This window comes from Rhizobium lusitanum (assembly GCF_014189535.1).
In the GTDB taxonomy this organism is placed as follows: Bacteria; Pseudomonadota; Alphaproteobacteria; order Rhizobiales; family Rhizobiaceae; genus Rhizobium; species Rhizobium lusitanum_C.
The window spans coordinates 1,188,138-1,203,389 of sequence record NZ_CP050307.1; the positions used below are offsets into that span (position 1 = coordinate 1,188,138).

A 15,252-nucleotide genomic window follows, 5' to 3' on the forward strand; every position below is an offset into this window, starting at 1 on the left:
ACGGAATAGTCGATGACCGCAAAGTGGCTGAAAGCGCCGGGCACAGCTATCCATCCCCGGATACACTACTCCGGGCTTCTCCTCTTCCGATCTCTCACCTGGAACAATCGACCATGAATGAACTGGTCGTTGTTATTCGGCACGATCCCTGTCCGCGTCTCGACATCGCCGAGAGTCTGAACGGTCCGGAGTGATTTTTACTGAGCGGTTTGGCTTCTCATCGCTTCGGAGAGATTGCCCGGGGCTGCGAACCCATCGAGACCGGTTGCAACGACCGACACGCGGAATACGCCATCAAGGCTTCGGTCGAAGATTGCGCCCACAACGATATCGGCATCATCCAGGACTTCGTCGCGTATGCGGCTTGCGGCTTCATCCACCTCGAACAACGTCATGTCCGTGCCGCCGGAAATGGAGATCAGCACGCCACGCGCGCCCTTCATGCTCATATCGTCCAGAAGCGGGTTGGCAACGGCGGCCTCTGCCGCCCTCAGCGCACGGCCCTCTCCGCTCGCTTCGCCCGTTCCCATCATGGCGCGACCCATTCCACGCATCACCGATTTGACGTCGGCGAAGTCGAGGTTGATGAGCCCTTCCTTGACGATCAGATCCGTGATGCAGCTGACGCCGGCAAACAGGACCCGGTCCGCAGTCACAAAGGCATTTGCGAAGGTGGTCGTGGCATCGGCAATGCGAAACAGATTCTGGTTTGGAATGACGATAACAGTGTCCGCGCTTTCGCGAAGACGCTCGATACCCTCGTCGGCAGTGCGCATGCGCCGATTGCCCTCGAACGTAAAGGGTTTGGTGACGACGCCCACCGTGAGAATCCCCGCCATTCGTGCTGCCTGCGCGATGATTGGGGCTGCGCCCGTACCGGTACCACCACCCATTCCGGCGGTGATGAAGCACATATGCGTGCCCCGCAGGTGGTCCAAGATTTCATCGATGGATTCCTCAGCGGCGGCGCGTCCGATTTCCGGCAGCGAACCCGCGCCAAGACCTTCGGTCACCTGAGCCCCGAGCTGAATGCGCCTGCCCGCACTCGACATCGCGAGTGCCTGTGCATCCGTGTTCGCTGCAATAAATTCGACGCCCTGAAGCTTCTCCGCAATCATGTTGTTGATCGCATTGCCACCGCCGCCTCCAACACCGATAATGGAAATCTTCGGTATCACCTCGGATACGGATGTGCGGATGTCGGCCATGAAGGTCCCCTTAAATCAATCTCAATCGCGATCACCTGCCATTCGCGGGAACTGGCATAAAGCGATTCGCGAGAGCATAACGATCCTAGTGAGCAACGCGTGAGCATTGCGGCATATGCTGGGCGACTTCCACAAGATAATGAATTTAATGCACGCCAGCGGGCCGGATATTAAAGCCCGAGCCCTCGGATCAAACACCGAGAGCCCGGATCTACCCACGCAATGCCTGACCAGCTGCCGTTAGATCGAGGCCAAGCGGGCAAGGATGGCCTCTCGCGCCAACCGCGAGCCGGCCAGACGCTCCTTCACCCTTGCAAGCACCTCGGCTGTCGCGTCTTCCGGCGTGCCAGAATGGAATGGTGGCGCCGGCGCATATTCCAGCGATAGCTGGACCATCTCCGCTTCCTCCTGGCCGCGTAGAGCCGCAACGACGGCCAACCCGAAGTCGATACCGGCCGTCACACCGCCAGCGGTGATGAGATTGCCGTCCTGAACGATGCGGCCAGCAGTCGGAATAGCTCCGAAATGGGCGAGAAAATCATGCGCATTCCAATGCGTCGTCGCTCGTCTGCCCTTGAGCAGGCCGGCCGCGCCGAGGACCAGGGAGCCCGTGCAGACGGATGTGACGAAACGAGCCTGCGCCGCTTGTGCTCGGATAAAGGACAAAACAGCCTCGTCTTCGAGCAGCGCATTTACGCCGCCGCCTCCGGGAACGCAGATGACGTCCAGCTGAGGGCAACCCTCAAACGTCGTCGTCGGCTGAAGTACCAGTTTCGTCGCCGAAACGATCGGCGCTGTATCCTTCCAGACCAGATGGACCTCGGCGCCTTCCGTTGAGGCGAAGACCTCATAAGGACCTGTCAGATCGAGTTGCTGAACGCCGGGAAAGGTGAGCAGGCCGAAGCGGATGGTCATATTCATCTCCAAAGGTTGACTTCAACGAGCTTACGCGATCACTATCTGGCGCATTTGCCAAACTACCCTCATTTTGAGCCAACCATGCGCCGCATCGAAATTCTCGCCTTCGAAAATGCCCAGCTGCTCGACATAACCGGGCCGCTGCAGGTGTTTACCAGTGCAAATGAGGCCGCCTTGGCGGCAGGTCTGCCAAGGCCTTACGATGCGATCACCATTGCGACGAGCCCACAGACCGGGACGACCTCGGGTCTGTCACTCGCGACGTCGCCGCTGCCTGATGACGATGTTGATATCGATACCTTGCTCGTCGCAGGCGGCCAGGGCGTCAACAAGGCATGCGAGGATGCAGCTTTTGTCGACTGGATCCGGCGGCGCTCGGCAAAGGCGCGACGGACAGCGTCGGTTTGCAGCGGTGCCTTTCTTCTCGCCGAGGCGGGACTGCTGGAAGGCAAGCGCGCGGTGACGCACTGGCATCGCTGCGGAGAGTTCTCCAAGCGCTTTCCGAATGTAAAGCTGGAGCCCGATCCGATTTTCGTTCAGGACGGAGACATATGGACCTCGGCAGGCGTAACCGCCGGTATCGATCTGACGTTGGCGCTGGTCGAGGCGGATCTCGGCCGGAAACTGGCGCTTGCCGTTGCCCGCGCACTCGTCGTCTTCCTGAAGCGACCGGGCGGCCAGGCGCAGTTCAGTACGATGCTGACGCTGCAGGAAGGAGGCGAACGCTTCGATCGCCTGCACGGGTGGATCATGGACAATCTGCGCGCGGACCTTTCGCTGCCCGAGCTTGCCGATCGGGCCAATATGAGCGCGCGCAGCTTCTCGCGGCACTATCGTCAGGCAACGGGGCGCACACCCGCCAGAGCCGTCGAAGATATTCGCGTGGAGGCGGTGCGCCGCCTTCTGGAGCAGGGACTTTCCGTCCGTCAAGCAAGCATCCGTTGCGGCTTCGGCTCAGAGGAGACCTTGCGGCGAAGCTTCCTGAAAGCCTTCGGCACCACACCGCAAGCATTCCGTGATCATTTCGGGTAGAGTAACTACGCGACATGAACTTCCATCCAAGCATTTGCCCCTAGCCTGACGAAGCCTGTGATCACCCCAGCCCAATCAAAGGACGCCATGCTTACCCTGGAAACCTCACGGCTCATTTTCCGGCCTTGGCAAGACCGGGATCGCGTTCCATTCGCCACCATCAACGCCGATCCCGAAACACGTCAATATTATTATCCGAGCCTGCTCACGCCTGCGGAAACGGATACCATGATCGATGAGGCCAATGAACAATTGGCAAGCGAAGGGTTTGGCTTCCTTGCCGTCGAGCGTAAGGCGGACGGCGCCTTGATCGGCGGGGCTGGTCTTTCGCGTCCCGGCTCGGAGGTTCCCGGCAACTTCCCGCTTGAGATCGGCTGGATTTTAGGGCGGCCCTACTGGCGTCAGGGCTATGCAACAGAAGCTAGCCATTGCTGCCTCGACTTTGCCTGGGAGGAATTACAGGCAAAAGAGGTGATCGGCTATACCTCGACCATCAACCTTCCGTCACGCCGCGCTATGGAGAAGATCGGCATGGCGCATGTGGAAGGCGCCGATTTTGAGGATACGACAGTTCCTCCGGGTCATATCCTGCGTCCGCATGTGCTCTATCGGATCGGCCGCCCCCTTCGCTAGGAGCGGCCTGGCGTTTCAACGCGAGCCGCCGCGAAAGGCCGCGCCGCTATGCCGCGCCGGCAAACGATCGCCCTCAGCGAAGATCCGGTTTCGCAGCGATCCCTCGCCATAGGCGGTCTTGTAAAGGCCGCGATCCTGCAAGGCGGGCACGACGATGTCGATGAAATCCTCGTAGCTCTCCGGCGTCACCGTTCGCGTCAGATTGAACCCGTCAATCTCGCCTTCGGTGATCCAGCTTTCGAGCTCATCGGCAATATCGGCAGCATCACCGACGATGACAGGATAACGCCCACCGACGGCCAGTTCCTTCAGCAATTGCCGCTTCGTCCAGCCACGCTGCTGCGCGAGTTGCGTTGCCGACTGAATGGCGTTCGACGTGCCGTAGGAAATCGGATCGTCCAGCTCGTAGCGGGAAAAATCGATACCGGTGCTGGCTGCAAAATGCGCCAGTCCCGCTTCCGGGCTCGCATGGTGCAGATAGTCCTCGTATTTCTCCTGTGCCGCCTGCCGCGAGCGATCCGGGATCACGGTAATCCCGACGAATATCTTCACGTCCTCCGGTCGTCGCCCCGCCTCGACAACCGCCTGCCTCAGAATGCGCGACGTGCTCCTTGCCGCATTCTTGTCAGTTGCGGTGATGAAGACGCATTCGGCGTGCCTCGCCGCAAACTGGCGACCGCGCCCTGACGTGCCTGCCTGATAGAGTACCGGCGTCCGCTGGATGGAGGGCTCGGAGAGATGGTAGCCGTCGACCTGATAGAAGGGGCCGCGATGGTGGATCGGCCTGACCTTGGCGGGATCAGCGAAGATGCGTGCTTGCCGATCGGCCCGCACCGCGTCGTCATCCCAGCTGCCTTCCCAGAGCTTGTACAGCACCTCCAAATAGTCGTCGGCGCGGTCATAGCGGCTATCATGATCCGCCTGTCCATCCTGGCCGAGGGCGCGTGCGGCACTGTCGAGATAGCCGGTGACGATGTTCCAGCCGACGCGGCCGCCAGTCAGGTGGTCGAGTGTCGACATGCGGCGGGCGAAGAGATAGGGCGATTCCGAATTGAGGTTGACGGTGATGCCGAAACCAAGATGGTGCGTCACCGCCGCCATGCCGGACACCAGGAGCAGTGGATCGTTGACCGGAAGCTGGATGGATTCGCGCAGCGTAAGGTCGACGGAACCTTGATAGACGTCGTAGACGCCAACGATATCGGCGAGGAATATGCCGTCGAACAGGCCACGTTCCAGCGTCTTGGCAAGCGATGTCCAGTAGTCGAGTGTCTTGTACTGATCCGACCGGTCGCGCGGATGGGTCCAGAGGCCATGATTGATATGGCCGACGGAGTTCATGTTGAAGGCGTTGAGGAGGATCTGCTTCTTCATGACATCGATGACCTAGATCGCGCCATGGCGCGGCGGCAGCTTGCCATTCAGATAGTAATTGCCGACCGCCTGATATTTCCAGCGCACCGGATCGTGCAGCGTGTGCGTGCGCACATTGCGCCAGTAACGATCGAGATTATCCTCCGCCAGCGTCGAGGAGGTGCCGGACAATTCGAACAGCTTGTTGGCGGCGAGCAGTCCGGCCTTTGTCGCCAGGATTTTCGCTTCCGCCACGGCGATCGAGGCGCGCGCGACGCTCTCTTCCGTCATATCGGCCTGCGCGGCATCGACCTCCGCCGCAGCGCGATCAAGCAGCGCCTGCCCCGCCCGCAACCGTAGCCAGACATTGCCGACCTGATGCAGCGTCAGCGGATCATCAGTGGCACGATCGACCTTCGCATCCAGCCAGGGACGGGCGCGGTCACGAATGAAGCGCAGCATTTCCTGATAGGCCCCGAAGCCGATGCCAAGATCGATGGCCGCATGCATGATCTGCGCAAAAGGCCCGATGGTCGTCGGCCGCTCGAAAGAGATCTGGAACGGCACGACCCATTCCGGCTCTATCCTGACCCGCTCGAACAGCACCGTGCCGCTGCCCGTCACACGCTGACCGAAACCATCCCAGTCGTCATGAATAGTGACACCCGGCGCATTCCTGGGAACGAAGGCGAGATAGGTGACGGGAGCCCCCTCCTCTTCAGCTACGACGAGCGTCGGAATCCAATGGGCATAGATAGCGCCCGTGCAATAGAACTTCTTCCCCTCGACATACCAGCCGCCGGGGTCGCGCACGAGCCGAGTGCGGCGCTTGAAGTCACGCTGGCCGATTTCGGCGAGCGCATTGCCCAGCCGCTCGCCAGCCAGCACGCGCTCGTAGAAGAAAGCCTTCTGCTCTGCGCTCCCGCCGACGCGAAGCACTTCCAGCGCGTAATAGTGGTTCTGCGGAATCTGCGACAGCGACCCATCCGCTGCACCGATGGTGACGATCGTCTGCGCGACGGTCTTTGCCGAGACGCCCGCCCCACCATATTCGCGAGGAACGGTAATGCCCCAGAGGCCGCTGGTGCTGTACTGATCGAGTTCCGCCCAAGGCAGAAGTCGCTCGCTGTCACGCACTGAAGCGCTTACAGCAAAATCGGCAGCAAGACGTGCCGCGACCTCAAGCGCCTGCGCATCATCACGGATGATATCGGCGGGGCGGCTGGGCGGTGGTGCTGGCGAAACCGGCTTGGGTGAGTTGATCTCGGTCATGTCGACGCTCCTAATTCCACTGATGGCGGGCTGGGAAGACGCCGTTGAGCTGGTAATTGCCAAGCAAGTGATATTTCCAGCGCACCGGGTCATGCAGCGTATGCACCCGCGCGTTGCGCCAGTGGCGGTCGAGATTGTGCCCGGCGCGGGTTGCCGCCGAACCCGCCAGATCGAACAGCTTCTCAGTCGCTTCGAGCGCGATCTCCGTCGTCAGGATCTTCGCTTCGGCAACCGCTGCCGATGCCCGCGCGCTGGACGCCTCGGTGATCGGCGCACGCGCCACCTCGTCCAGCACCTCGCCGGCGGCATAGAGCAATGCCTGCGCGGCATGGAGCTCGGTGTAGAGGTGGCCGATCTCGTGGATGATGGTCGGATCGTCGCTTGCCGATTGCAGGCCGGAATCCATCCAGGGGCGGGCATAGTCGCGGACGAACGTGACCGTATCCTCAATCGCGCCCCGAGCGATGCCGGCGTCGATCGCTACCTGGATGAGCTGCGAGACCGGGCCGGTTATGGCCGGACGGTCGGCAAGCTGCCAGACGGGAAGGACCTGTTCGCTGCCGATCGCGACGTCGGTGAATTCCACCGTACCGCTGGCGGTCGTCCGCTGGCCAAAGGAGGACCAATCGTCAATCACATTGACGCCGGTCGCATCATAGGGCGCCCAGACCTGAACCGGGCGGTCCTGATCGTCAACGGCGCGTGTCGGGATCCAGTGCGCGAAGATCGCTCCCGTCGAATAGAAGCGCCGACCGGTGAGCCGCGCCCATCCGGCGTCTGGCGCAGCCGCGTCGTGCTAACATTGACAGCATTGCGGCCGCGCTCCGGGCCGGCATTGCCGATGCGGTAGCCCCGCAGGATATCGCCATAGAAACGGCGCTTCTGCTCTTCCGTACCGATCTCGCGCAGCAGCGACAGCACGCCGAACTGGTTCTGCGGGATCTGCCCGAGCGCCGGATCGGCGGCACAAAGGATCTCAAAGACCTTGGCAAGCGTGACATGGGACACCTCGGCGCCGCCATAGGCGTTCGGTACGGTGATACCGCCAAGGCCGCTTTCGGTATAGAGGTCGATCTCCTCCCAGGGGAGCCGCCGTTCGCGGTCGCGCTCGGACGCCCCCGCCCGGAATTTCTCGGCCAGCACCTCGGCAGCCTTGATCGCCTGATCGTCGGTTTCGATGAGACGTGGTGGCCATGGCGGTGCCGGCCGGCGCGGCTCCGTCGTTTCGGTGGATATAGTGTTCGAGCTCGTGGGGTAGGCGTCGGTCATGCAAAACTCCTGAGAAAACGTCAGCGTGCCCGCAGGCGGCTAACGGCATAGTCGCCGGTAAATTGCACGAGGCAGACGAGTGCGATGAGGACAACGATGACCATGGCCATCACCGTCGTGTCGTAGCGTTGATAACCATAGCGGATCGCCATATCGCCAAGGCCGCCGGCACCGATGGCGCCGGCCATGGCAGACGCACCGATCATGCTGACGATGGTGATGGTGAAGCCGCCGACGATACCGGGCAGCGCTTCCGGCAAGAGCACATGGCGAACGATGTGCCAGCGGCGGCATCCGATCGCCTGTGCGGCCTCGATTAGCCCGCCATCGACCTCACGCAGGCTGACCTCTGCAATGCGCGCGAAGAACGGCGTGGCACTGATGGACAGTGGCACGATCGCCGCCCAAACGCCGATCGTGGTGCCGGTCAGCAACCGCGTCAGTGGCAGCAGGGCGACCAGAAGCACGATGAAGGGCGTGGCGCGGAACCCGTTGATGAGCGCCGCCAGCACCCGATTTAGGCGCGGCGCATGGATGAGACCATCAGGGCCTGACAGCACCAGAAACACCGCCAGCGGAATACCGATCGCCAGGGCAAAAATGGCGGAGACGCCGACCATGACGATGGTGTCGAGCAATGCCTGCCACAGGCGTTCATACATCAACGTCGACATAGCCCAATATCCTTGTTTCATGCGCAAGGCCGTCGAGCCGCGCCAGCCTTTGGCTTTCCGGCCGACGTGTGGCGATCAGTAGCCGGCCGTGAACATGACCGTCGATCCGGTCGAGCGAACTTTGCAGCAGCCGCACCGGCGCGCCGATGGCGGCGGCAATGGCGGCAATATCCGGCTCCAAGCCGCCTTCACCCGCATAGGACAGCGCGATGATCGCATCTTCGTGGCGGGCGGGATCGGCCTCCACTCGCAGGCGATTTGCCACGTCCTCGGGAATATCGCGATGCAGCGGCTGCAGCAGCGCGCGGGTGGCGGCATGCTGCGGATTGCCGAAGACGCGCCAGACCGGGCCGGATTCGACCATCTGTCCTTGCTCCAGAACGACGACATGATCGCAGATCTCGCGGATGACGCTCATCTCGTGGGTGATCAGAACAATGGTCAGGTTGAGGCGGCGATTGATGTCCTTCAGCAGCTGCAGGATCGACAGCGTCGTCTCGGGATCGAGCGCCGACGTCGCCTCGTCGCAGAGCAGAATCTCCGGGTGATGAACCAGGGCGCGGGCAATGCCGACACGCTGCTTTTGGCCGCCGGACAGCCGCGAGGGATAGGTGTCGCGCTTGTCCTCGAGCCCGACCAGCGCCAGAACCTCGGAGACCCGCTCCTCGATCTGACGGCGCGGCACGCCTGCGACGATCAGCGGCAGGGCGACATTGCCCCACACCGTCTTGGCCGACAGCAGATTGAAATGCTGGAAGATCATGCCGACACGGCGGCGGAGCGCCACCAGCGTATCCTCGTCGTATCCGCCGATATCCTCGCCATCGACGAGAACGCGGCCGTCGGTCGGCTTTTCCAGTCGGTTGATCGTCCTGAGCAGGCTCGACTTTCCGGCGCCGCTGCGCCCGATAATGCCGTAGATCGCACCCGCCGGTATCTCCAGGCTGATGTCCCGCAGCGCCTGCACCGACCCGGCCGAAGACGTATAGGTTTTGCCGATGCTTTCGAAGACGACGGAACACGGGCGTTGCCCGGGCTCAGCGCCCTGTTCCTCGATCACCGTCTGGCTTCGCTCCGCGCGCGGAACGGGCCAGACGGTAGCCGGAGCGATATCGCTGTCGATCACGGCAGCCATGGCAGCGTATAGAGCTTGTTGTCGGAACCGAAAGCCTTGTGGATCGCGTCGCGAACCGCCGTGGAATTCTGATAAAGGGCAACCAACTCCTTCAGCGCCGGATTGTCGGCCTTGTCCTTGCGGACGGCGAAGACGATTGCGAACTGCTTGTCATCCACGCCGGAATAGAGCAGTCCGGAAGATGGATCGAAGGTCTTGGCGGCAACGATGAAATGCGGATAGCCCTGCGCTAGATCGACGTCGCCAGTGACGCGCGCAAGCTGCGGGCCTTCGATTTCCTTGAAGGTCAGCTTCTTCGGATTGTCGATGATATCGTCCAGCGTGCCTTTGAAGCCGACACCGTCGCGCAGCTTGACGAGACCAGCCTTCTGCAACAACAGCAGACCACGGCCCTGATTGACCGGATCGTTGGCAATGGCGACCGTGCCGCCCTCGGGAATGCTGGCAAAATCCTTATGCTTCAGCGAATAGAGGCCGATATTGGCGAGCACGCCCTGGCCGACGCTGGTAAAATCATAGCCGCGCTCCTTGATCGCATTGTCGAGGAAGGGCTTGTGCTGGAAATAGTTGACGTCGATATCGCCCGATTGCAGTGCGACATTCGGCGTCGTCCAGTCGCTGAACTCAACGATCTGAATATCCAGCCCTTTAGCCTTGGCTTCCGGAACGAGCGCCTCGATGGAATCGGCGTAAACGCCGGGCACGACACCGACTTTCAGCGTCTCGGCGAAGGCCTGCGTGGAAAGCAGCAGGGCCGCAGCCGCAAGCAAATTTGCGATGGCAAGTTTCATCTATGTCCCCTCAATCGAAATGGGTGAGTCAACGCTCACCTCGATGAAGATGATCATAAAGACGATAGTTTTTATGCACAAAACGCACTGTGCCAGAATCTAAGGACACCGGGCAAATTTATTCCGCATTGCGGCATAGTGGCGAAAAGTTTGCCGCACGGAACTTAAAAGGCGCTCCGCAGAGACGCGATGAAGGCGAGATGTGGGGAAAAACATATCCCGCTAATGCGACGCGCGCATTCATGCGGTTGTTATGATACAAGACTATCTTCGCTGAAAAGATGTACTGCTCTTTCGTCGCGTTTCGCATGAGAGTTGATGTGCAGTCCGAACCCGGTTTGCGGTCGGCTTTCGCCCCGCAGCCCCGGCGTCCTTAAGGGGTACCCAATCCTCAAAGGCGCATCGACCCTCCGGCAACTGGACCATTGGGGGATGAGACATGCGGGTTACGGCAGCGAGTGCGGTTCTGCGCGCGCGGGCGATTGCGGGAACATATGTGGTTGTCCTGGCCTGGGACTTCGTTCCCGGGCAAGACGCCAAGAAGACAGGGCTGATGGGTTTCGCCATTCAGCGCGAGGAGCTTAAGAACGGCGCGGTCGTCGAGCGCTACTGGATGACCGGCATCAAGCGCTTCAAGGACAAGGATAAGGGCTTGCCGCCGGGGACGCCCGTGAGCACGGCGGAGCATCCGGTGCAGAGCTTCCAATGGGCCGACTATACGGCGGAAACCGATCACACCTACCGCTACCAGATCGTCCCGGTCTATGGCACGGTGAAGATGCTACAGCTCGACACCGCCTCGGCGGTTACCCTCGAAATCGCGACCGAGCTGGAATATCTGCTGCATCTCGACAAGAGAAACGACGAGGCGCGCCATGACGTTTATTTCAATCGCGGCGTGATTGGATCTCAAGCCTATGCCCGCCGTTTTGGCAACCGCATGCCGGATGCCGACAATCCCACGGCCGAGGAAATGGTCTGGTTGTCGCGCGGACTATTCGAGGCACTCATCAAGTTCATTGGCCTCGCCGAGGATCACCGCTTCGGGCTGCGCGCGGCACTCTACGAGTTCCACTATCAGCCGGTGGCGAACGCTTTCGCCAAAGCGGTGGAAGCCGGCGCCGACGTGAAGATCGTCTTCGATGACGAAAAGACCTACAAGGCGGCGAACGAAGCCGTCATCCACAATGCCCGGCTCGACGAGATGAAGGTGGTCATCCCGCGCACGGTGACCGAGGGCATCCGCCACAATAAGTTCATCATCCTGCTTGAGGACGAAAAGCCGATCGCGGTCTGGACCGGATCGACGAATATTTCCGACGGCGGCCTCTTCGGCCACTCGAATGTCGGCCATATCGTCTGGAGCCCGACGATCGCGCAGACCTATCTCGAATACTGGACGCTGCTATCGCAGAACCTGACGCCGACCAAATTGCGACCGAAAAATCGCGCCCTGACGCCTCTACCCGCTGGGCGCACCCAGCCAAACAGCGTCACGCCGGTCTTCAGCGCCCGCGACGCGAAGGACAGCAGCGAATCCCTGCAATGGTATGCCGATCGGATGGGCGAGGCGCAGGAGATTTCCTGCATCACGCTGGCCTTCAATCTGGACAAGGTCTTCAGCAAGGTAATCGCGCAGGACAATGACGTGCTGCGCTATATCGTCAAGGATGACGATCTCGGCGACGGTGAAATTATCGGGCGCGACCGCGATGTTCTGTTCGCCGCCGGCGGACGCCTGGAAAGCGGCGCGCTGGCAAATTTTCTGGCGGAGCGCGATAATCCGCTCAATACCAACGACTACATCCATGACAAATTCATGCTGGTCGATCCGTTGGGTGACGATCCTCTCATCGTCAGCGGCTCGGCGAATTTCAGCCAGCCCTCGCAGCGCATCAACGACGAGAACATGATCGTGATCCGGGGTGATACGCGGGTCGCCGATATTTATTTCGGCGAATTCATGCGTATTTTCGACCACCATTACGCCCGCTATGTCGTCAAGAAGCTCACTGATGCCAATCGTCAGGATCCGGATGCCGGATATTTGAAGGCGAACCCGGAAGACCTGGCTGCGCAGCCAGTTCAACGAGCAGAGCTACAAAGCCAAGCGCCGGAGATATTTCGTCGGACCGTGAGAACTGCGACTATTCCGCTCCTTTCATCGGAGCAAGACCCAGTCTAGGTTAGGGAGAAAGAGCTCCAGACAAGGCTGACACCCATGACAACGCACCGTTTCGCTCCGACCGCCTATCACAATGTCCTCGGCTCGCTTTTCCCGGCGTTGCACATCATCGACGGCGACACCGTGATCACCGAGACGCTCGACGCCGCCGGCTATGACAAGGACGACGTTCGGCAGGCCTCCGGCCCCAATCCGATGAACGGCCCAATCTACGTCGAAGGCGCGGAGCCAGGTGATTCACTCAAGGTTGAAATCCTTGGCATGGTGCCGACGCGCGATACGGGTTTTACCCGCAGCGTCGTCGCCGGCAATGTTGTCGACCCCTGGGATGTCCGTACGTTGCCGGCAGGCGACAAGGCAATCTGGCAGATCGATCGCGAGGCTTTGACGGCCCGGCTTGCCGAGCCGGTGGCCGGTCTGGAGACTTTCGTGCTGCCGCTGTCACCGATGATCGGCTGCTTTGGCGTTGCCCCGTCCCTCGGCCAGGCCATATCGACCGCCACCAGCGGTGAGTACGGCGGCAACATGGATTATCGCCTGCTCGGCCCCGGCACGACGATCTGGTTTCCGGTCTCTGCGCCCGGCGCGCTCTTCTTCCTTGGCGACTGCCACGCGGTGCAAGGCGACGGCGAGATCGTTGGGACAGGTATCGAGACCACCTTCGAGGTGACGGTGCGCCTCAGCGTCGAAAAGAAGAAGACAATCGTCTGGCCGCGCGGTGAGACGGCGGACGACATTTTTACCATCGGCAATGCCCGGCCGCTCGACCAGGCGCTACAGCACGCGACCAGCGAAATGCTGCGCTGGCTTGGCGCCGACTACGGCCTCGACAAGACCGCCGCCAGCCACCTGCTCGGCCAGGTCGTGCGTTACGATGTCGGCAATGTTTTCGATCCCGCCTATACGATGGCCTGCCGTGTTTCCAAGAGCTGGCTGACGCGGCGATAGACCTTCTCGGCGAAGTCGACTAACCAGCGTCGCGCGATTGGTCCCGCCTCTGGTTGCGGGAAACGTTCATCTCCTGCCGTTCCTGCGCCAAGTTGCTGACGGCGGCGCGCAGTTGCGGATGGCGGGACATGAACAGGTTGAAATCGCGACGTTCCAGGACAAGGAACTGGCAGAAGTCGACGGCGACCACATCGGCTGTGCGCCGCGCGCCCGTCAATACGGCCATTTCGCCGAAGAAGGAGCCGGCGGCAAGCGGAATCTCCTCGTCCTCGAGCTGCACTTCGACCGCGCCTGAGGCAACGAAGAACATGCTGTCGCCGCGGTCGCCGGTGCGGATGACGCGATCGCCCGGCAATGCCGACCGTGGCCGGAAGAGCAGCAGGAGCTCTTCCTGCGCACCATCGTCGAGCTCGGCAAACATGGGGAAGGTCTCGATCAGCTGCTCGATTTCGAGGTGATGCTGCCGATCCCGCTCTTCGCGCTGCTCGCTGATAACGGCCAGTTCACGATACAGGCTATCATGCTTCGCCATGCCATAATTGGACGCGAAGGCCGGCCACCGGGAAAAGACCCATGCCTCCAGCCTCTCACTGCCGGCAAAAACCAGCTGATTGAGCGTGATCGACAAAATCGCGCCGGCAAGGATCAGATCCTGCCCCTCGCGGGGAAGCAGCCCCAGCGAAACGCCAAGCCCCGCCAGGATGAAGGAAAACTCGCCGATCTGGGCAAGCCCCGCAGCGACGGCAAACCCCATGCTGGCGGGAAAGCGCAGCACCACCACTATCAAGAACGCGATCAATCCTTTTCCAAGAATGATGAGGGCGAGCACGCCGAGGATCATCAACGGTTCGCGCACCAGCACCGAGGGATCGAAAAGCATGCCGACGGAGACGAAGAACAGCACCGAAAAGGCATTCTGCAGCGGCAGGGAATCGGCTGCTGCCCGATGGCTGAGGTGGGATTCACTCATGATAAGCCCGGCGAAAAATGCGCCGAGCGCGAAGGAAACGCCGAATATCTCCGCCGCCCCGAAGGCAATGCCGAGGGCAATAGCAAGAACGGAGAGGGTGAAGAGTTCACGCGAACCGGTGCGCGCGACCGAGGTCAACAGCCAGGGAACGACCTTTGGGCCGATGAAGATCGCCACGGCGGCAAACGCCGCCACCTTGAGGAGCGTCATGCCGATGGTCAGCCCGATCGCCCCAGCACTTGCCTGAGCACCCGCATCGGTATGGCCGCCAAGAACGCCGGCAAAGGCCGGCAGCAGCACGAGCGCCAGCACCATCGCCAGATCCTCAACGATCAACCAGCCGACCGCTACGCGGCCATTGGTCGAACTGACCAGATTGCGCTCCTCCAGCGCCTTCAGAAGCACGACGGTACTGGCGACTGCAAGGCTCAAGCCGAGGACCAGACCGGCACCGATCCCCCAGCCCCATAGCGACGCCAGGCCAATACCCATAAGCGTGGCGATGGCGATCTGACCGATCGCACCGGGAATAGCGACCCCGCGCACGGCGAGCAAATCGGCCGCCGAAAAATGCAGGCCGACGCCGAACATCAGGAGAATGACGCCGATCTCGGCCAATTGCGAGGCAAGCGCCATGTCGGCAACAAAGCCCGGCGTCGCCGAGCCGATCATGACACCGGCCACGAGGTATCCGACCAGCGGCGGCAGGTGCAGCCTGTCGGCGAGGTAGCCGAAAATGGCGGCGAAGCCAAAACCGGCGGCAATCAATGCTATCAATGCGACGTCGTGCGGCACCACGGCCCTTCCCGTTTTTCGGCGTTACCGCCCACCCCTGCTTGTTTCGCGCCACGCTAGCATCGCTTT

The 15,252-nt window shown here is 61.3% G+C and carries 12 protein-coding genes and 1 pseudogene; 4 read left to right on the forward strand and 9 right to left on the reverse strand.

Translation table 11 applies throughout. From position 1 onward, the window contains the following. Nucleotides 1-197: 197 nt before the first annotated feature. Both ftsZ and HB780_RS08520 read right to left on the reverse strand, forming a co-directional pair. Nucleotides 198-1,208 (reverse strand): cell division protein FtsZ, encoded by a 1,011-nt coding sequence (gene ftsZ / locus HB780_RS08515; protein WP_183689573.1) that lies wholly within the window; start codon nucleotides 1,206-1,208, stop codon nucleotides 198-200. A 240-nt stretch (nucleotides 1,209-1,448) separates the two neighbouring features. After that, complete coding sequence (locus tag HB780_RS08520; RefSeq protein ID WP_183689574.1) at nucleotides 1,449-2,123, reverse strand: DJ-1/PfpI family protein; 675 nt, start codon at nucleotides 2,121-2,123, stop codon at nucleotides 1,449-1,451. 84 nt (nucleotides 2,124-2,207) lie between these two features. Between HB780_RS08520 and HB780_RS08525 the strand changes: the two genes are divergently transcribed. Together HB780_RS08525 and HB780_RS08530 are read left to right on the forward strand one after the other, a co-directional pair. Next, nucleotides 2,208-3,158, forward strand: a complete 951-nt coding sequence (locus HB780_RS08525) for a GlxA family transcriptional regulator (protein WP_183689575.1) — start codon at nucleotides 2,208-2,210, stop codon at nucleotides 3,156-3,158. Nucleotides 3,159-3,245: 87 nt separating this feature from the next. Next, a complete protein-coding gene (locus HB780_RS08530; RefSeq protein WP_183689576.1) occupies nucleotides 3,246-3,791 on the forward strand; it encodes a GNAT family N-acetyltransferase in 546 nt (181 codons plus the stop codon). A 15-nt stretch (nucleotides 3,792-3,806) separates the two neighbouring features. Here HB780_RS08530 and HB780_RS08535 read toward each other — a convergent pair whose 3' ends face one another. From HB780_RS08535 to HB780_RS08560, 6 genes and pseudogenes are all read right to left on the reverse strand, one after another. Beyond that, complete coding sequence (locus tag HB780_RS08535; protein WP_183689577.1) at nucleotides 3,807-5,165, reverse strand: LLM class flavin-dependent oxidoreductase; 1,359 nt, start codon at nucleotides 5,163-5,165, stop codon at nucleotides 3,807-3,809. A gap of 12 nt (nucleotides 5,166-5,177) precedes the next feature. Continuing rightward, entirely contained in the window at nucleotides 5,178-6,416 is a 1,239-nt protein-coding gene (locus HB780_RS08540; RefSeq protein WP_183689578.1) for an SfnB family sulfur acquisition oxidoreductase, read from the reverse strand. A gap of 10 nt (nucleotides 6,417-6,426) precedes the next feature. Then, nucleotides 6,427-7,685: pseudogene (locus HB780_RS08545) on the reverse strand (SfnB family sulfur acquisition oxidoreductase). Nucleotides 7,686-7,705: 20 nt separating this feature from the next. Further along, on the reverse strand, nucleotides 7,706-8,359 hold the full coding sequence (locus tag HB780_RS08550; RefSeq protein WP_183689579.1) for a methionine ABC transporter permease: 654 nt from the start codon (nucleotides 8,357-8,359) through the stop codon (nucleotides 7,706-7,708). Beyond that, nucleotides 8,340-9,494 carry a methionine ABC transporter ATP-binding protein gene (locus HB780_RS08555; RefSeq protein WP_183689580.1) on the reverse strand — a complete coding sequence of 385 codons (1,155 nt, stop codon included), beginning with the start codon at nucleotides 9,492-9,494 and terminating at the stop codon, nucleotides 8,340-8,342. Before HB780_RS08555 ends, HB780_RS08550 begins: the two co-directional genes overlap by 20 nt. Next, a complete protein-coding gene (locus HB780_RS08560) occupies nucleotides 9,482-10,285 on the reverse strand; it encodes a MetQ/NlpA family ABC transporter substrate-binding protein (RefSeq protein ID WP_183689581.1) in 804 nt (267 codons plus the stop codon). The genes HB780_RS08555 and HB780_RS08560 overlap by 13 nt, the downstream gene beginning before the upstream one ends. 439 nt (nucleotides 10,286-10,724) lie before the next feature. Here HB780_RS08560 and HB780_RS08565 point away from each other — a divergent pair, with 439 nt between their 5' ends. After that, the gene (locus HB780_RS08565) at nucleotides 10,725-12,470 is read left to right on the forward strand and encodes a phospholipase D-like domain-containing protein (protein ID WP_286203018.1); all 1,746 of its coding nucleotides are present in this window, start codon (nucleotides 10,725-10,727) and stop codon (nucleotides 12,468-12,470) included. A gap of 36 nt (nucleotides 12,471-12,506) precedes the next feature. Then, the gene (locus HB780_RS08570) at nucleotides 12,507-13,418 is read left to right on the forward strand and encodes an acetamidase/formamidase family protein (RefSeq protein WP_183689582.1); all 912 of its coding nucleotides are present in this window, start codon (nucleotides 12,507-12,509) and stop codon (nucleotides 13,416-13,418) included. A 19-nt stretch (nucleotides 13,419-13,437) separates the two neighbouring features. On the opposite strand, the gene HB780_RS08575 is transcribed toward HB780_RS08570, so the two are convergent. Beyond that, a complete protein-coding gene (locus HB780_RS08575) occupies nucleotides 13,438-15,183 on the reverse strand; it encodes a cation:proton antiporter domain-containing protein (RefSeq protein ID WP_183686863.1) in 1,746 nt (581 codons plus the stop codon). Between the last annotated feature and the right edge of the window lie 69 nt (nucleotides 15,184-15,252).